The organism is Dyadobacter sp. OTU695 (assembly GCF_038440355.1).
In the GTDB taxonomy this organism is placed as follows: Bacteria; Bacteroidota; Bacteroidia; order Cytophagales; family Spirosomataceae; genus Dyadobacter.
The window spans coordinates 1-16,839 of the sequence record NZ_JASATN010000036.1 but is presented as its reverse complement, the minus strand read 5'-3'; the positions used below and the strand labels follow the sequence as shown (position 1 = coordinate 16,839).

The 16,839-nt window shown below is 49.1% G+C and carries 16 protein-coding genes; 7 read left to right on the top strand and 9 right to left on the bottom strand.

Features of this window, described 5'->3' with window-relative positions:
• Nucleotides 1-59: 59 nt before the first annotated feature.
• The gene (locus tag AAHB90_RS31565; RefSeq protein WP_342089324.1) at nucleotides 60-965 is read left to right on the top strand and encodes an NmrA family NAD(P)-binding protein; all 906 of its coding nucleotides are present in this window, start codon (nucleotides 60-62) and stop codon (nucleotides 963-965) included.
• Here the strand turns inward: AAHB90_RS31565 and AAHB90_RS31560 are convergent, their stop codons facing one another.
• The 3 genes from AAHB90_RS31560 to AAHB90_RS31550 form a co-directional block, all read right to left on the bottom strand.
• Nucleotides 966-1,751 (bottom strand): alpha/beta fold hydrolase, encoded by a 786-nt coding sequence (locus AAHB90_RS31560; RefSeq protein ID WP_342089323.1) that lies wholly within the window; start codon nucleotides 1,749-1,751, stop codon nucleotides 966-968.
• A 65-nt stretch (nucleotides 1,752-1,816) separates the two neighbouring features.
• Nucleotides 1,817-2,287 carry an SRPBCC domain-containing protein gene (locus AAHB90_RS31555; protein ID WP_342089322.1) on the bottom strand — a complete coding sequence of 157 codons (471 nt, stop codon included), beginning with the start codon at nucleotides 2,285-2,287 and terminating at the stop codon, nucleotides 1,817-1,819.
• Entirely contained in the window at nucleotides 2,277-2,609 is a 333-nt protein-coding gene (locus AAHB90_RS31550; protein WP_342089321.1) for an ArsR/SmtB family transcription factor, read from the bottom strand. Before AAHB90_RS31550 ends, AAHB90_RS31555 begins: the two co-directional genes overlap by 11 nt.
• A gap of 215 nt (nucleotides 2,610-2,824) precedes the next feature.
• On the opposite strand from AAHB90_RS31550, the gene AAHB90_RS31545 reads away from it, so the two are divergent.
• Complete coding sequence (locus AAHB90_RS31545) at nucleotides 2,825-3,253, top strand: VOC family protein (protein ID WP_342089320.1); 429 nt, start codon at nucleotides 2,825-2,827, stop codon at nucleotides 3,251-3,253.
• Nucleotides 3,254-3,325: 72 nt separating this feature from the next.
• Here AAHB90_RS31545 and AAHB90_RS31540 read toward each other — a convergent pair whose 3' ends face one another.
• Entirely contained in the window at nucleotides 3,326-4,393 is a 1,068-nt protein-coding gene (locus AAHB90_RS31540; RefSeq protein ID WP_342089319.1) for a S41 family peptidase, read from the bottom strand.
• A gap of 150 nt (nucleotides 4,394-4,543) precedes the next feature.
• Between AAHB90_RS31540 and AAHB90_RS31535 the strand changes: the two genes are divergently transcribed.
• Together AAHB90_RS31535 and AAHB90_RS31530 are read left to right on the top strand one after the other, a co-directional pair.
• The gene (locus tag AAHB90_RS31535; protein WP_342089318.1) at nucleotides 4,544-5,305 is read left to right on the top strand and encodes a LytR/AlgR family response regulator transcription factor; all 762 of its coding nucleotides are present in this window, start codon (nucleotides 4,544-4,546) and stop codon (nucleotides 5,303-5,305) included.
• Between the two features lie 214 nt (nucleotides 5,306-5,519).
• Nucleotides 5,520-6,716 carry a sensor histidine kinase gene (locus AAHB90_RS31530; RefSeq protein WP_342089317.1) on the top strand — a complete coding sequence of 399 codons (1,197 nt, stop codon included), beginning with the start codon at nucleotides 5,520-5,522 and terminating at the stop codon, nucleotides 6,714-6,716.
• On the opposite strand, the gene AAHB90_RS31525 is transcribed toward AAHB90_RS31530, so the two are convergent.
• Entirely contained in the window at nucleotides 6,682-8,094 is a 1,413-nt protein-coding gene (locus tag AAHB90_RS31525; RefSeq protein WP_342089316.1) for a carboxylesterase family protein, read from the bottom strand. The genes AAHB90_RS31530 and AAHB90_RS31525 overlap by 35 nt on opposite strands.
• A gap of 232 nt (nucleotides 8,095-8,326) precedes the next feature.
• On the opposite strand from AAHB90_RS31525, the gene AAHB90_RS31520 reads away from it, so the two are divergent.
• Nucleotides 8,327-9,754 carry a TlpA family protein disulfide reductase gene (locus tag AAHB90_RS31520; RefSeq protein ID WP_342089315.1) on the top strand — a complete coding sequence of 476 codons (1,428 nt, stop codon included), beginning with the start codon at nucleotides 8,327-8,329 and terminating at the stop codon, nucleotides 9,752-9,754.
• Nucleotides 9,755-9,761: 7 nt separating this feature from the next.
• On the opposite strand, the gene AAHB90_RS31515 is transcribed toward AAHB90_RS31520, so the two are convergent.
• The 4 genes from AAHB90_RS31515 to AAHB90_RS31500 form a co-directional block, all read right to left on the bottom strand.
• Nucleotides 9,762-12,572 (bottom strand): vWA domain-containing protein, encoded by a 2,811-nt coding sequence (locus AAHB90_RS31515; protein WP_342089314.1) that lies wholly within the window; start codon nucleotides 12,570-12,572, stop codon nucleotides 9,762-9,764.
• A gap of 150 nt (nucleotides 12,573-12,722) precedes the next feature.
• Nucleotides 12,723-13,502, bottom strand: coding sequence for a hypothetical protein (locus AAHB90_RS31510; RefSeq protein WP_342089313.1), 780 nt, complete (start codon nucleotides 13,500-13,502; stop codon nucleotides 12,723-12,725).
• A gap of 125 nt (nucleotides 13,503-13,627) precedes the next feature.
• Nucleotides 13,628-14,368 (bottom strand): LytR/AlgR family response regulator transcription factor, encoded by a 741-nt coding sequence (locus AAHB90_RS31505; RefSeq protein WP_342089312.1) that lies wholly within the window; start codon nucleotides 14,366-14,368, stop codon nucleotides 13,628-13,630.
• Nucleotides 14,365-15,453 carry a sensor histidine kinase gene (locus AAHB90_RS31500; protein WP_342089311.1) on the bottom strand — a complete coding sequence of 363 codons (1,089 nt, stop codon included), beginning with the start codon at nucleotides 15,451-15,453 and terminating at the stop codon, nucleotides 14,365-14,367. Before AAHB90_RS31500 ends, AAHB90_RS31505 begins: the two co-directional genes overlap by 4 nt.
• A gap of 103 nt (nucleotides 15,454-15,556) precedes the next feature.
• Between AAHB90_RS31500 and AAHB90_RS31495 the strand changes: the two genes are divergently transcribed.
• Together AAHB90_RS31495 and AAHB90_RS31490 are read left to right on the top strand one after the other, a co-directional pair.
• A complete protein-coding gene (locus AAHB90_RS31495) occupies nucleotides 15,557-16,279 on the top strand; it encodes a 3-keto-disaccharide hydrolase (RefSeq protein WP_342089310.1) in 723 nt (240 codons plus the stop codon).
• A gap of 117 nt (nucleotides 16,280-16,396) precedes the next feature.
• Complete coding sequence (locus AAHB90_RS31490) at nucleotides 16,397-16,804, top strand: VOC family protein (RefSeq protein WP_342089309.1); 408 nt, start codon at nucleotides 16,397-16,399, stop codon at nucleotides 16,802-16,804.
• Nucleotides 16,805-16,839 lie beyond the last annotated feature (35 nt).

Genomic DNA, 16,839 nt, shown 5'->3' with positions numbered 1-16,839 from the left:
GTTTCTGTACACTCAGGCAATTGCAAACCTTTTATTGCATTGTACAGAATTGAGACCAAATGATTGGACAACAATACATTACACACCAAACTATCGCCGTTGCCGGGGCGACCGGGCACTTGGGAACGTTAATTGCAAAAGAACTCCTCGCGCGGCATGCGCACGTAAAGGCGCTCGTGCGAAAGAATACGCCCATTTCCAAAACTGCACTCCTTGAAAAAGCCGGGGCGGAGATAATTCCCGTTGATTACCGGAATACGGTTACCCTCACGGAAGCGCTCCGCGATGCGCAATGCGTTGTTTCCGCGTTATCAGGTTTGCGGGATGTGATCGTCGAAACGCAATCGGACTTGCTGAAAGCGGCCCTGAATGCGGGCGTACCGCGTTTTATTCCCTCGGACTATTGCATTGATTACACAAAACTTCCCGACGGCTCCAACCGTAACCTAGACTTCCGCCGCGAATTTGCGTCGATACTTGATAAAACTCCGATCCACGCTACCTCCGTTCTCAATGGCATGTTTACCGACCTTCTCAAAGGTCAGGCACCATTAATCCTTCCCAAGCTGAACCGCGTGATCTACTGGGGTGATGCAGACCAACCGATGGATTTTACGACCGTTACCAACACGGCCGCATTCACAGCCGTCGCGGCACTCGACTCACAGGCGCCGCGGTTCCTGCGCATTGCCGGCGAAGTGGCCACCATACGGGACTTACAACGGGCTGCCAGCCAGGCCTATGGAAAAGAATTTGGTTTGCTGAGAATTGGCGGATTAGGCTTTCTGGCAACGATGGTCAGGATTATGCGCACGATCGCGCCTGCCCGGGACGAGGTGTTCCCGCCTTGGCAGGGTATGCAGTACCTTCATGATATGCTCCGCGGCCTACCTAAACTTGAACCGCTTGATAATGCGCGCTATCCGGAAATTAAATGGACTGGGATCCGGGAGGTACTTGCCTGATTAGTTTCCTTCCAAAAATTCCTTTACCAGCGCCGCCGTGATTTCCGGCTGCCTACTGCCGGCCTTCACTGTGCAAATCTCACCGAGCAACTGGCCGTGCACGCCCGGAAGCACCACAAGTTCCGCCTTGGGAATCAGCTTCGATATTTCGACGATATGCTCGGTTTTGATCACATCCTTGTCGCCCGTCATGATCAACGCGGGCGCTTGTATGCGCGTAAGGTCGCTCTGTGGCCAGTCGGTGAAGGTACGGCGACGTTCGCGGTCTTTGTTGAACATCGCTTGCAAGCCTTTCGGATCCGGGTTCACTTTCAGATAATGCTCTTTCAATGGCGCTGGCATATTGTCGAGCGAGGCATTGTCCATCATTTCAAAAAAACCGTCGATCATACCCGCACGGGTGTAATTCGAGGCTACGACGATAATCTTATTGATCAGGTCAGGGTGACGGCCGGCCAGCTGCATGGTCGTGCAGCCGCCGTCGCTGAAACCAAGGACGTTGGCCTTCTCTACTTTCAAATGCCGGAGCAGCGCCGCGACATCGTCCGCATCCTGCTGAAACGATTCGGATGCATCGCGGTCGCTCGTGCGCCCGTGGGCTTGCAACTCGACGGCGATGATCTTGCTGAATGCCGCGAATTTGGGAAGAATATTGCCGAACGTCGTTTCGATCGTCGAGCCGCCACCGTGAATGAGCACCAGCGGCAGATCGCCACGTCCGTAAATCTCATAATACATTTTCAGCCCGTTAACGGGCGCATAACCGGTTATTTTTTGCTGTTCCATATTAGTTTGTTGTGCTTGAACAGGTAAATTCAGCATTGCAACCAGCAATGCTACGGCCAGCGCCTTCATGATTGCCGACCTATTTTACGACCTTCCAGATACACCGAAAGCTTCTCGACATTCTGCTTCAAACCTTCGGCCGCATTATTTGATTTCACGATCCGGATCATCTGTTCCGCCGATTCGAAAAGCATATGCCAGCGAAGGAACGTCTCCTCACCCTGCGCTTCAAACTCTACGGTAGTCACGAAATTGGGCGCAAAATGCTGATATACAATCTTCTTTAAGGGGATCACCTCCTTAAATATACTTCTGTTCTGGTAATCTTTACCGTCGGGGCCGTGCATGACGAGCTCCCAAACCCCGCCGGGAACCATATCCATGGTTGTAATCGTGTTGGTAAACCCATTCGGCCCCCACCATTTGGCAATGTGCTCGGGCTGCGTCCACACTTCCCACACCAGTTCCACCGGCGCTTTCAGTTTGCGGGTAATGATCAGCTCGCGGTCGTGAGTGCTGCCTTTTTCATTTTCCATATCGCTCTTTTTTTAGTTGTTCCAAATAGTTTTCCAATGAATCCAGTTTGCTTTCCCAATGCTTTTTGTACTGTTCCACCCACACCGACACCTCGCTGAGGCTGTCGAGTCGGGCTTCGCAAATATGGTCCCGGCCCTCCTTCCGGATAAAAATCAGCCCGCAATCGCTCAGGATTTTAACGTGGAGGGAAATGGCCTGGCGAGTCACATCGAAACGCTCGGCAATCGCATTCACATTCTGGGGATGCTCGGCCAGCATACCTATGATCGCCCGGCGGGTGGGATCGGCAATGGCCTGATATACGTCTCTTCGTGCTCTCATAACATGCAAGTATTTGCTTGCAAATATATATGCAAGTATTTACTTGCACAATATTTATTTGTTAATTTTGAAGTCTCGGAAAAGAGTATCAATTTGTCGCACCCGCCCCCTGTGAATGTCCTTTTTAGGGAGCATGCATGATCGTGCAAGGCGATACTTTTGCATCAGTCAACAATCTAAAAACAAGTCCAATCACCTTTTAAAATCTTTTAGCTATGCCTAAAATCAATCCTTACCTCAACTTCGACGGAACTGCGGAGGAGGCTTTCAATTTCTACAAATCTGTTTTCGGCGGAGAATTTCAGGGCGTTCACAGAATGGACGGCACTCCCGGCTCGGAAAACCTGCCCGAAAATGAGAAAAACCGGATCATGCATATCTCATTACCCGTGGGCGACGAGTTGCTGATGGCCTCCGACATTATGCCTTCTATGGGCCATACCCTGGCTGTGGGCAACAATAACTACATTTCGATTTTCGCCGACAGCCGTGAGCAAGCCGATCAGTATTTCAATGGCCTTTCAGTGGGCGGTACCATCGAGATGCCGATGGAAGATCAATTCTGGGGTGACTACTTCGGCGCATTCCGGGATAAATACGGTGTAAACTGGATGATCAACTTCCCTGCGCAGCAAGGCGCATAATGTACAGTTGTAATGACGAAAGGCCGGTTTCCGAAAATGCGGACCGGCCTTTTTCTATTTAAGCAGCTCCAATTACTTTCCTGCCTTATCCCTTTTGACATAATACCGCTGCACAAAAGCGACCCAATCCTTCTCGCTAGCGGGAATGTGCACATCGGGCGCGAAGCCCACATTATCGATCCGGAACTCCCTTACCCACCCATTGCGACCCCAGGGCACGGCCAGGTTGAATGTGCCGTCGCAAAGGTCAAAGTTCTGATCCGAGCCATAATCCATGACACCGTGTGAATTGGTACCAAAAAGCGTCACTTTTTTGCTCTGTTTGCCCTCATAAATAAAGAATTCAGTCGCGCTGCCGCAGCCTTTATCTACCAAAAATGCAATGTGCTGCGGATAGGCCTTTGGATCAATGTCGTAAGTCCGTTGCAAATCCTCACCATCGTTCACCAGCTTACCCGGGCTATTTTTGATTGCCTTTAAAAGTCGCCGACTTCTCGCATAATAAGGGTCAGTGGTGTCCTTTTGCGATTTGAGATACTTTTCCGCAGCGTTGATGTATTCCTCACTCGACCGGTAATCCCACGACGGATAGGTAATGGCGTTCGTATAAATCAGCTTAGCCATTTCGTCGGACGTGCTGGCATTGCCGCCGCCGTTACCTCTCAGGTCGAAGATCAGATACGGTGTTCTTGCCAGCAATGTCTTGTTCGCGATCAGGATGCTGTCTATTTTACGGACCTCGCGCTGATCGAAGGCGGCCAGTTTAAGATATAGGAAATCATTATTAAGCTGTCTGAAATCTACGAGATCGGTCCGCGAGGCATTTGCCTCCATGGCGCTCATCCCTTTTTTCCTCCAACCCTGCCAGATGATGAAAACGTGGCTGTCCTTGAAGAAACGGGTATATTCTTGCAGGATTTTGAGGCATTGTCCTTCGGTTTTGGCCTTCGGCGCGCGGTTGCGAACGTCTTTGACGAGTTTGTCATAAGCTGGCCGTGAGTTTGTGGTTACTTTGTCGTCAAAACCTGCGTAAATGCGCGTTACCTTGTCGATCGTTTGATCCAATGTTTCCTGGCAACCGCATTCCATATTCAGGGGTTTCGACAGCGTTTTGTCCGGTTGCGCGACCGCCTGGTTCATTTGGCACAACAATCCAAGGAGGCTAATTTTTAAAAGAAAGGCAGGTTTCATAAAGTCGGGACGATGTAACTGTTTTTGATTTATATAAAAAGGTTTGCTACTTTCATACCCTTACTTCCCGCCGTGAGAACGTCACAAATCTGATTTTGTATGCCCACCACACTTCGCTGTGCCATTATTGAGGATGAGCCGCTGGCGCAGGAACTGCTCGAAAAATATGTCGGTCGCATTAGCTTCCTGGAACTGGCCGGTACTTTCGACGACGCGATCGCCGCCTTCACTCAGTTGCCGGCTTTGGCACCGCATATTATTTTTCTGGACATTAATATGCCCGAAATGAACGGCATCGAGTTTCTCAAAGCATTGCCGGCGCCGCACCCAGTTGTTATCATGACAACGGCCAACCCACACCACGCCCTCGACGGTTTTGAGCTCGGCGTGGCCGACTATCTGCTGAAACCCATCACATTTGACCGTTTCCTGAAAGCAATCGGGCGTATTCGTGAACGGTTCCCGGCGACAGCCCATGTTCCGGAAAATGTGATCGCTCCGGCCGCCATTCTACAAGGGCAATCTGCCGCAGGTCCCGGTTTTACTTATTTCAAAACCGACAAAAGAATTGAACAAGTACTTTTCTCCGAAATCGAGTACGTAGAAGCATTAAGTGATTATCTGCGTGTTTTTCTGCCAGACCGCCAAATTGTTACCCATCTGACCATCAAAAAACTGCTCGAAATATTGCCCGCAGGGCTTTTCATCCGCGTTCATCGGTCGCATATCGTCCAGCTTCGGCTGATAAGAAGCATGGAGGGTAACATACTCCACCTCGCTTCCGGAAAGGAGCTGCTGATCGGCCCCAACTATCGGGATGAAGTCCGGAACCTGATGAAAAAGATGCTTGCCAATACCTGACATTGCCGCGGGACTTTGCTGTTTATTTCTACTCAAATGCAACAGCAAAGTTATCCGGCCACAACCCGGCCGTTAAATTAGTTCGATGAACACGTTTCAATTTTCGATAAAACGTGTTTTTCACACTCATCGAAAATTGCCGCATGTTTATCGAAACAAGGCAACAAATAGTTTTGAAAACCTGTCTTTTACCTTGGTATTCAAAAATTTACTTATGGCACAACGCCTCCTTGCTCTAATCGCCGACGAAACCCGCTATCGGGACTTTACACGCATCGCATTCCATGGCCTGCTGATCATCGGGATATTTTTACTGATATTTTCCGCTTACATTCCCTGGTTCCTGTATCCGGCAGCGCCGCTTGATTTCCCATTCAAGACCTATGCAGGGCCCATATTGCGCGATTCGCTTTGCGTTATCCTGCAATACTATATGCTGGTGTACCTGGTGAAGCACTATGCGCGAAAGCCGCTCATGCTCGTACCGGGCCTGGCGGTTTATTACTTCGTGCTTTTTACCTGCTATTACTATGCTTCCTACACTGTAAAACATTACTTCGGCCTTCCCGACGACTACTCAGGTTCCATTAACCATTTTGAAAAATTCCCGTTCTGGAGGGCACTGTTCCATCCAGCCACCTTTTTCCATTTGCTGTTTATCATTGAAAGGGCATTCTACCCGCTGGCAGCTCGTTTATTGATAGAGATTTACCGGCGTCAAAAGCGAAACCTCGATCTAGAAAAGCAATACACCCGCCTTGAACTGGATTTTCTAAAAAGCCAGATCAACCCGCATTTCCTTTTTAATGTATTGAATAGCGTTTATGCGCTCACGGAAGAGGACAATCCGCGTGCAGCCCGCATCATAGACCAGCTCTCGGCCATGATGCGGTACTCATTATACGAGACTGCCGGCCCGCTGGTACCCTTGCAAAAGGAGCTGGCATTTATCCGCGACTACATTGGCCTGGAACAGTTGCGGACGGCTAAAAGATTGCAAATGGAAGCCAACTTCCCTGCACAGATCGATGAAGCCTTGCAAATTGCGCCGTTCATACTCATCACTTTTATAGAGAATGCTTTCAAACACGGCGTGCATAACACGACCCGGAAATCGTGGGTAAAACTGGAAATCGGTTTGGAAGGCGAAACATTAACTTTAATCATCGGCAACCAGAAAACGCCGAACGCACCGCACCAAACCGGCGGAATTGGCCTGGTGAATGTCAGAAAAAGGCTCGACGCATTATACCCGGGCTATGAACTGGCTGTCCTTGATGAGGCCGGGGATTACCACGTGATGCTAAAAATAAAACTGACCAAAAGTAAACGCGAGGGCGATTTACAACAACAGCCTCACGCGCTGCCTGCTTATATCAATCCTTATGCTGGGCAAACATCCACTCCATGATGTTTTCCCGCTTGACATTATCCCATATCCCATGCCCGGCGTACTCGTATTCGGTGTACTTTGGCTTACCGCCCGCTTTGCGGATCGCATTAATCATATCGCGCGAATGCGCTACCGGTGCCAGTTTGTCGCGGGCGCCGTGAAACGCCCATACCGGCACATTAACGAGCTTCGGCCCGTATTTAGGATCGCCGCCTCCGCAAATGGGGATAGCAGCGGCGAAGATTTCAGGATGGGCGCTGATAAAGTGCCAGGAGCCATAGCCACCACCGGAAATACCCAGAACATAAATGCGTTTATGGTCGATCGGTAACCGGCTTTGTAACTGCCGGATCGTCCTGAAAACGAGCGAATCCACGCTTGCATTCCCATATGCACCGCTAAAACCGATCCCCTGCGGGCTCTGCGGCATAAATATGAAAGACGGATACTTCGCCCTGTTGCCTGGTTCCATCAGAAAAGGCGCAGGATCCGCCGATAGTTGCTGAATATTATCGTTCCCGTGCGCCCCACCGTGATGCAGGCACACAATCAGCGGATATCGTTTGGTTGAATCATAATCGAACGGTTTGAGCAAACGATAAGGCAGCGAATCGCCGCTTTTATCTACAAAATGATAGGCGTCCACGAGCTGCGAACGGCGCAGTTCGGTAGTCGAGGGCTTATAGGGCCTACTCCGGCTCAGTGCTTCAACCGAAAAATTAAAACCTAAAAACAACAAGCCGACAAATGCCGCCAGTTTCAGCAGTGCGGGGATTGTTTGAGCGGGCGCATTGTCCGTAATCGGCAACCGTTTTTCTTCCAGCCGGAAATGAATCAACAGGCAAAATGGGGCAATCAGCGAAAAAAGTGTGACCCACCTGCTTATTTTGTCGATCATCAGTTTTGTGCTTCCTTCGCCCGCCTCGAAATAGAGAAAAAATAAGACTGCAAGGAAAAGTGAGAAGATCACTGTCAGAACACCGCTGAGCAGCAACCATCTTTTCTCTCCGGCTTTGGTGAATACCAGGCTTAGTCCCCAAAGCACAGCTGTCCCAAAAATCAAAGATGCCACAGCGTGGTAATGCTCTTGATAGAAAACCCGCCATTCGCGGTTGAGGATTAATAAATAATGAAAAAAGGCAGACGCGCACGAAACCGCGCATGCTGTCGCAGCCAGGTAGTAACCATGATGCAGCAAATAGCGGATCAGTGCCCCATTGGTAATCACCATTACAGCAATGGCCAGCCACATCCAGCTGTCAGAAGATTGCAGGCCCATCACCGAGGACCCGATACTGATGAGCGCCACCGACTGAATCAGCGAGATAATGCAGAGGATCGACAAAAAGAAAATAATGAAGGAATAAAATTCCCTGCTAAGTGGCTTATTTGTCATGGGAGCAGGCGTTTGGTGCAGGTTCAACTATCTGTGTCCCAATAAAGAAAACTTCGGTAACGGTTTTCTTTCCTGTTACATGACCGGCCACTTATCTGTTTGGATGGCAATTGATTTATTATCAATAAATCATCTTTTAATAATATAACTGCAACAGTTTTGATATTTAATTACGTAATTTGATTATGCGCGCATGCACAACAAATCCTTCATTTTAAACATATTAGCAGCTATGAAAAATACCGGTTTAAAAATATTCGCATGGATTTTAATGATTACGTATTTTCTATCGTCAAATGCAATGGCACAGGCCTCATTTGCCGATACGCCGGGTGATTACTACAACCGCTTTACCAATTTTAGCCAAAGAGATCTGAACGAAACCTCTGCATTATTCTGCCTCGAAAAGTTAGCTTCGAATACAAAGGCCACCAATTTGCTGCAAGATCTCATACACAACAATTATGCACAGATGGTGATCAATCGAACGTTTCCTCCCGGAATGGACAGCGCGGTGATCAGGGAACGCCTTCGCGTGCACAATTTCAACAGGAACTTGTTGATCAAGATCATAGCTGACACGAGCAAGGTCCTTGTGCAAACCACCCATACACTTTTTCTTTATTCAAATATCGAAGATGCGGCAGGTGACAATGCCAAACTTGCCGGCTTGACAGAGCGATTTATTGGGAAAGAATTGTCGGCCTCGGATATTTATTCAAACCGCGCCGGGCGATATGGGTTGTTGATTTATGGAAAGATCAGTTCAATACCAGAATTAAAACTGCTATCAGAAAAACTTTTTAAGGTTTTATATAGTCGTCTTGAAAAAGGCCAGATACCCGCTCTGGAAACACTTGATCGATTCAAATCAGAAGAGCGTGCATGGTTCAGGTACCTATATGCCTATGCAAACTACATTCAATCGGAAAAGGAAACTGATTTTAATAAAAAGAAAGCGTACCTCAAAAAGGCATTCGATTATAGCCCCGACCTGGCCGACAACAATCATAAGTCAGGTTATTTCTACGATATGCATTTGATTATGCAAAAAGAGAAAGATTCTTTCCGTGATGATTACCTCACATTCCTGAATAACCACGCCTCGGATCAGGACGATGTCCTTTCTACTTTATTGAAAATCGCATTGCAGCAGCCGGAATATAAAGAAAAGCTCAAAGCGGCTTATGTAAAAGCAAAAGCTAATGAGGCCGGTTTTGGAAAATATTGGTTGGAAAATGTAAATCAGAATGCCAAACTGGCCCCTCCTATTTCGCTATCCATGCTTGACAAATCGAAGTTTTCGAGCAAAGCCGGCACAGGCAAATGGTTATTGGTCGATTTTTGGGGAACATGGTGCGGTCCCTGCCGTGCAGAGCATCCCGATATGCAGAAATTCTACGATTCGACCATCAAAACGAATCCCGACAAAATCACTTTAATGACCATCGCTTGCCGCGATACCGAGGCCAAAGTGACAAGCTACATGACTGAAAAGAAGTTTTCCTTCCCGGTAGCGATGTCGGACAATCAAATCGAAAAAATCTACAAAGTACCCGGTTACCCCACCAAACTGCTCGTGACCCCGGAGGGGAAATACATTCTCGTTCCTTTCGGCGCCGATTGGGTCAGCTTCGTGAAGCATTACGCCGATCTCTGACGCGGTACTATTTCCCCGCCAGCTTTTTCGCCTGGGCTTCCAGGATCAGTTGCAGGTCTGCGCTTGCATCGGTCACATGTGCGTAGGAGCCCATGCCTAGCTCACTTAATTTTTTGAGCTTCTGGCCGGTATGCTCGTTGCGCCCGAAGGTGAAAACACTGAGGTAAACATCCTGACGGGCATTCTCACGTATCATGTCAACCACCTCGTTGCTAACCGGAAACTCGCCGTCTGTCGCCAGTACAATGCGGTTGTTACCGGCGCGGATGTACTGTTTGTTGGCAGTTTTGTAAGCGAGTTTAATGCCCTCGTTGCCGTCGGTATCGCCGTCGGATTGCAGCAGGTCGATCATTCTTGAAATCTCGGCAGACTTGGAGCCAGAAGTCGGTTTGAGCACGACCCTGGCCTTGCCCGAATAGAGCACGATAGAAATCATGTCCTCGGGCCGAACCAATGTGAGCAGCGATTTGATGGAGCGTTTCAGCAACGGCAATTTATAAGGCGAGTTCATCGACGACGAAACATCGAGCAGCAACACCATATTGTTCGGTGCGAAGCCGTCGAGCGAGCGGGTGACGTTCTGCAACTGTGCATTGCGGTCTACGTACACCGTATCCACGCGTACGCGTTCCACATACACGGTATCGCGCTTCGCCTGCGCAATGGGCGCTGCCGCTGCTTCGGGCCCCGGCTTGCCGCCATTTGTGAGCGGTGCCGCATCCTGCCGCGCGGGAGGTTGCGGCACCACCGGGATTTCTGCATGATTTGTCTGAACGCCGGCAACATTGTCAGCCGGCTTTTCAACCGGTGGCTCCGGAGCTTTTACCGGTGGTGCGGTTTCCTTATGAGGTGCAGTGCGCCGGAATGCGAAAACATCAGGCTGGTTGACCGTCTTCAAAAGCCCAGCCTTCGATAGCTCTATAAAGTTATTGTACTGATAAACGAGCTCGTTATTATAGAAGTAGTAAAACGATTCGTAAGGATGCGCCGCAAATCCCGACGACTCCGGTTTGTATTGCTCTACTTTCTCAGCAAAACGGCCCGCATTACCTCCCAAATCCTCATAAGGCGTGTACGGACATAGCCCGTTGTTGCGTCCGTAGCGTTGGAGCCCCTTCATGTTTTTGTACTCATCGGCGATCAACTGCCGACTGTCGGTTCTGAGGTTGGTCGTTTCCGGTAATTTGGAGGTTTCTCCTCTCAAATAGTCGCGCATACCAAACATGACGTCGTGGCCATTATCCATTGTTTTAAGCATGGCATTACCCGCAATGTACCATGAGCTTTGGGGAGTTGCATTCGGATAGCTTTCGTGAATGCGGCGGATATCGTTATAGAGCTGCTCTTTCTTTTTATCCAGGATATCAAAAAGAACCAGGTAACGGTCCAGAATGGCGTCGGAGCGTTTGAGGCGGTCTTGCAAATATCGCTTTTCAGCGGTGTAACTGATCAGTTCGATGCTAAGGCCATCCATTTCCTGTAAAACATCCATCAAAACCCCTGCCTGACCGGTAACAGACTTCCGATAAGGCTCCGGAATGGCTGTACTGGCGCCCAACAGCAATGCATATTCCGAAGAGGGCAACTTGAAATCCTCGTGCGAATAGCTGAGATTGGCTCTTTTTTGTGCCTTTGCCGGATCGCGGTAATACTCCGCCGAGCTTTGGTAATTGCGCACGATCATTTGCAGCAAATGCATTTGCCGCAGCGACTGGTTGATCCAGTCGATATATTGATTCAAAGTTTTAATCGTCGCCGCGCTGGCAGGAGCTGCTGCTTTTTTCACGTTCAACGGGTGGAAGGATTTATCCTGAAATGGCTTGGTGCCTTCGCTTGCAGCAGCTTTTTCCGAACTTTCCGCCTTCATTACCGGGCTAAAAAAAGGATAATTCAGCAGCAAATGTCCCGGCTTGCTATACCCGACGAAAGCCTTGTAAAATTCCAGCATGTCGTGGTTGAATTGCTCCACAAGCGACAAATACACTGCATTACCATGCCGTGCCGACTGCTGGGCCGCGAAATTATGGTCATCCAGTGCCCGCCGTTTGATATCCTGCATAGAAACCAACGCCGATTTGAAGGTCCCGACCATATCCGATGCCGGGTATTGCAGCTGCGAAGCGGTGTTGCCGATTGTTGCCAGTGCCTTTTCGTCGTCCAGCATGCTTTGTCGCACGAGCGCCACCGGCCATTCGGCTTTGGTTTCTTCGTCCAAATAGTAAGGCAATGCTTCGAGCAACCGCTGCTGGGCGGCAATCACTTCGCCCATTGCGTTTTCAGTCACGATATAGGGATCGGTAGCCGCGCGATTTTGAATGCCAGCGTAAATCTGCCTGATCTGGGTGTACAATGCATTCTTGTCGTGTGCATAGCGTTCAAAAAGGGATTGCATTTCGGCTGCCAACGCATCGGATTTTTTCAGATTATCGCGTTCATAATCCCGCAGACGCACATAAGTTTCCAGCGCTTTACAGGTTTCATCCAGCTTGATGAGCACTTGCCATACATTTTCCAGGCCCGCATTCAACTGTTTCCGTTTTGCCGCTTCAACTCCCAGGCCACCTAGTGCCTTCTTGTAATAGTATTCCTCCAATGGCCCCGACGACGGCAAACGCAATCCATAGTCCGGCCGTTTCCGGTAACGGCTCACGTCCTCCTGATAATCGCCGAGCATTTTAAACCGGTGGATGACCAGTTCGGACGATTCGCTCAAAAATTCGATATAATGGTTCAGCGACGTCTGCGGCGCTTCCTGCTGGGCGGCAACCGGCGTGAAAATGAATGCAAAAAGGATGATCAGGATGGAGAATCGCCTCATACGTATCTTCTTGGGAGTATGTGTATTACCAGCTGCGAAGGTCGGGATTTTACCCGAAAATTGACAGCGCACATACTTCCGTAAAATAAGTCGCGGCAGCGGGTTCAAAACTACATCTGCCAGTCTCGGTCTTCAACCGGCAAGTGACTTTTAAATGGACAGATAACCGGTCAGTTCTGAAACATCGACTTTCAGCATCCTGCTTTTAAAAAGGTCCGCCTTATATTTAAAAATGAAGTTCCGGAGTGACATACCCGTTTGGTTGAGCACACAGAGATTGGCGACGTCTTCCGAGATATTGAACCGCATCAGCAGTTCGGGCACGCGGATGGTTCTGTTCTGATGCAATTCCTGCCGTAAATAATCGATAATAGCCCCGGCGAGGCGCTGCCGTGATGTCACCTCTTCCACTTTTTTACTCTCGAAATTATTCCGTGCCAGAATGGTAACGATCAGATCGATACTACCGCGGATCAGCTTGTTATGTGAGGTCGGCTGCTGGGTTACTTCGAAAAGAATCTGATTAATTAAATAGGTAATGGTCTGAGCGTCGCGCTCGTTTTGCAAGGGTTTGCCCTGGGTAAGGCGCACACCGTCGCAGAGGTGTTCGGCTTGTTTGTAAATATCGGCAAAATCGGGGCTGAACTCCTTTTTCTGCAAAAAATCCTCGGAAAGCCACGTATCAAATGCGATAAGAAAGATCTTGGCGCTGCTGTCTTCCTGAAATATGGGGTGCTGGCCGGGGCAGAGCAGAATGACGCCTTGCTCGGCATAATCATACAATTTCCCATCAAGACTAAAATGCCCCTCCCCGCTGCGGATGAATATGATGCGGTAGTGCGGGGTCAGATCATTGTGGGTTTCCCAAACGCGGGTCTTACTTTGAAGCACATGGTACTTCTTGTGGGCATTAAATTGAATTACAGACATAACACGAACCTTCTGCTGTTTGAGCTCAATTTGGCCAACCAGATTTTGGAATGAAAATTCAAATCGCGGAACGCCCGTTTTCAAGGGCTGAAACGGCAATTTTAAATGCAGAAGTAAACCAGAGGTTATTTGCCCAGCCAGTTTTTAAACTCGGTCATGCGCTCGGAGCTTACATAAGTTTCCTGCCCGGCAGCCGGATGCAGGTCGATTTTCAGCTTTCCGGCCGATATCGCGTGCATTTCCCGGATCGCGTGAAGGGACAGCAGCATGGTGCGGTTAATGCGGAAAAACTCAGCGGGATCAAGCATTTGCGAGAGCTTTTCCAGGCTGTACTCCACCGCAAAATGCCGGCCATCGAACAGCCGTAGAAATGTAGCACGTTCTTCGATTGTAAAATAGGCGATTTCAGCAGTTTTAAATGTAAATATCCGCGCGCCGGCAGTGACCAGAAAACGGTCTTTGTATTTTTCCGGCGAGGCTTCCTCATGTTGTTGCAGGCCATTCGTCCTGATCTTTCTGAACTTGTTGAGCGATGCCTGTAATTCCAGCGGATTAATGGGTTTGAGAAGATAGTCGACACTGTTTACCCTGAATGCGCGGAGAAGGTAATCGTCGAAAGCGGTCGTGAAGATAACCGGGATCATGGGGTCCTGATTTTCGATGATTTTAAACCCGTTGTCGTCTTCGAGGTGAATATCGAGGAAAATGAGATCAGGCTGCGTATTGGCCCTGTTTTGCAAATAGGCAATGGTTTCAAAAACCGACGGAATAATGCCGAGCACATGAATAGTAGGGTCGATATTGCGGATCAGGTTTCGCAAACGTTCTGCACTTAGCTCCTCGTCCTCGACAATCAGTACATTCATGATAATAATGGAATTTTCACCGTAAAATGTGTGGCAGTCTTTTCGATCACCACATCCTTATCCTGCAATAGCTTATAGCGGCTGACAATGTTTTTTAACCCAAGACGCGTCGTGGACTGGTCTTGTTGCCTCAATTGCAAAGGATTGCTGACAACGAGCATTTGATCAACAATCCCAATACTGATTACCAATGGATGATGTAACGACATCGTATTATGCTTTACTGCATTCTCTACCAATAGTTGCAACGTCAGCGGAATAATGGAATAACGCTCCTGATCCGAAGATGAAAGCTTTGAATCGAGAATAACCTTTTCCTTGAAACGCGTCCGCAGCAGATACATATAGGTATCCAGGAACTTCATTTCCTCCTTCAAACTAATCTTATCCAGCTCCGATTGTTCCAGAATGTAACGGTATGCTGCCGACAGCTCCTGTATAAACTCACCTGACTGCTCCGGCCGGGACTCCACCAGCGATGACAGTACACTGAGGTTGTTGAACAAAAAATGTGGGCTGACCTGGTTTTTCAGTGCCAGAAAACGCGCATGCATGTTCTCTTTTTCAAGCCGCTCGGAGTTGACAAGCAATTTTTTCATCTTTTCCTGCACCTGGTTGCTCACACAGAGATAATAGGCGGCAATGAGTGCGAGGATCGTGAGCGCCTGCCCTGCGCGCCAGCGCGTATGCATGAGGTCACGTGCGCGTAGCTCTCCTAGCATGGGCCTGGGATATGGGTTCCACCACTGGCTCATCAGGCCCCAGGTACGCACCAGGATCATATTGAACAAAACGGCCAGCAACACGGCGGGTATCAATGTAACGAGCTGGTCGCGGATGCTGAATGCAGGTGATTTGTCGGCGCCGGTGAGTGCTGCCTGTTTTCTTAAAAACCAGTCCATCAGATAGATCCAGGCCGTATAAAAAACAGTACTGATCACGATTTCCAGCCCGAAAAGCGGCAGGTTGCGCGGGATCGTGTACCAATATTGCTGAGGGACGTTTATGTAGGTTCGTAGCGGAATGTAAACCAGTGCAAGGGCGAAACCCAGCAGCCATTTTTGCCCGAAAAGATAAGGCCGCATAGTTAAGAGGTCAGTTAGGATGCCCAAAAATAAGGTAATTTCATGAAAATTTATCAGTATTTTGCATAACTCAAATCATCCGGAAACACTTAAATCTGCCCCTATGACCCGTTTTTTCGTTACCGCAGTCGCTGCACTGCTTTCCCTGAACGTGTACTCACAAGCACTCAACACCCTCACGGCTGCCGAGAAGAAAGAAGGTTGGAAACTGTTGTTTGACGGCAAGGACCTCAAAGGCTGGCATGCCTACAACGGTAAAGCTCCGGGTTCGGCCTGGCTGATAGAGGATGGCGCCATCAAACTAAATGTACCGGAAAGGGCAGGTAACAAAGCCAAAAACGGCGGCGACATTGTGATCGATGATGTCGTGAATGGCGATTTCGAATTCAAAGCGGAATGGAAAGTGAGCAAATACGCTAACAGCGGCATTTTCTTTTTTGTACAAGAATCTCCCGGCAACAAAAACATGCACGATACCGGGCTGGAATTGCAGGTGATCGACGATAAGATTTATGAAGGCGCCAAAGAAAATACGCACCGCGCCAGCGACTTTTTCGGTGTTGCCAATGCCCGCCTGCGCGAAGGTAACCCACAGGGGGAATGGAACAAGATCCATTTCATTGTAAAAAAAGGCAAACTCACTGTCTACCAGAATGAATTCATGGTGCAGGAGCACGACCTTAACGGCACGGACTGGAAACAGCGCATCGCCAACAGCGGCCTAAAAGCCGCACCCATCGCCAAAGGCAATTATAACGGACGCATTGGTTTGCAGGATTGGGGCAGCACGGTTTGGTACCGCAACATCAAGTTAAGAAAGCTTTAAGGATTGGCAATGTCGCATTGTCCCCCTTTGGTTGTCCTGTTATCACCCGCAGGCATTGCCGAGGGCCAGTTACCTTTGCTATGTACACTAATACAACCACCTTAACTGCAAAACTCTATGGAAAAGGCCGTATTGCACCCTTATCTGATGTTCGAAGGCGATTGCGCCGAAGCGATGGAATTTTACAAAGGCATTTTCGGCGGCGAGCTGAATATGATGACCTTCGGGCAGGTTGATGACAGCTGTCCTGCCGCGTTGCGCGACAAGATCATGCACGCCTCGCTCATGGGTGGAGAAATCGATTTTATGGGTTGCGACAGCCCCCAGCCCGGCCCATTGGCTGGCGATAAGATACAACTCTCACTGAGCGGTTTCGACGAAGCCAATCTCCGCAACAAATTCGCGCAGCTCAGCGAAGGCGGCACGATTACCGTACCGATGGAAAAGCAGGTATGGGGTGATATTTTCGGTGCACTCAAAGACAAGTACGGAATCGATTGGATGATCGACGTCCGGGCACAATAGGTAATGCATGACAATTTGAAAGCCGGGCAACGCTC

Bases quoted from the DNA above. Each gene is read 5' to 3' on its own strand.
- AAHB90_RS31520 (WP_342089315.1), top strand. From the start codon at position 8,327: ATGAAAAATACCGGTTTAAAAATATTCGCATGGATTTTAATGATTACG.
- AAHB90_RS31500 (WP_342089311.1), bottom strand. From the start codon at position 15,453: ATGCGGCCTTATCTTTTCGGGCAAAAATGGCTGCTGGGTTTCGCCCTT.
- AAHB90_RS31490 (WP_342089309.1), top strand. From the start codon at position 16,397: ATGGAAAAGGCCGTATTGCACCCTTATCTGATGTTCGAAGGCGATTGC.
- AAHB90_RS31515 (WP_342089314.1), bottom strand. From the start codon at position 12,572: ATGAGGCGATTCTCCATCCTGATCATCCTTTTTGCATTCATTTTCACG.
- AAHB90_RS31535 (WP_342089318.1), top strand. From the start codon at position 4,544: ATGCCCACCACACTTCGCTGTGCCATTATTGAGGATGAGCCGCTGGCG.
- AAHB90_RS31560 (WP_342089323.1), bottom strand. From the start codon at position 1,751: ATGGAACAGCAAAAAATAACCGGTTATGCGCCCGTTAACGGGCTGAAA.
- AAHB90_RS31505 (WP_342089312.1), bottom strand. From the start codon at position 14,368: ATGAATGTACTGATTGTCGAGGACGAGGAGCTAAGTGCAGAACGTTTG.
- AAHB90_RS31525 (WP_342089316.1), bottom strand. From the start codon at position 8,094: ATGACAAATAAGCCACTTAGCAGGGAATTTTATTCCTTCATTATTTTC.
- AAHB90_RS31530 (WP_342089317.1), top strand. From the start codon at position 5,520: ATGGCACAACGCCTCCTTGCTCTAATCGCCGACGAAACCCGCTATCGG.
- AAHB90_RS31545 (WP_342089320.1), top strand. From the start codon at position 2,825: ATGCCTAAAATCAATCCTTACCTCAACTTCGACGGAACTGCGGAGGAG.
- AAHB90_RS31495 (WP_342089310.1), top strand. From the start codon at position 15,557: ATGACCCGTTTTTTCGTTACCGCAGTCGCTGCACTGCTTTCCCTGAAC.
- AAHB90_RS31565 (WP_342089324.1), top strand. From the start codon at position 60: ATGATTGGACAACAATACATTACACACCAAACTATCGCCGTTGCCGGG.
- AAHB90_RS31555 (WP_342089322.1), bottom strand. From the start codon at position 2,287: ATGGAAAATGAAAAAGGCAGCACTCACGACCGCGAGCTGATCATTACC.
- AAHB90_RS31510 (WP_342089313.1), bottom strand. From the start codon at position 13,502: ATGTCTGTAATTCAATTTAATGCCCACAAGAAGTACCATGTGCTTCAA.
- AAHB90_RS31540 (WP_342089319.1), bottom strand. From the start codon at position 4,393: ATGAACCAGGCGGTCGCGCAACCGGACAAAACGCTGTCGAAACCCCTG.
- AAHB90_RS31550 (WP_342089321.1), bottom strand. From the start codon at position 2,609: ATGAGAGCACGAAGAGACGTATATCAGGCCATTGCCGATCCCACCCGC.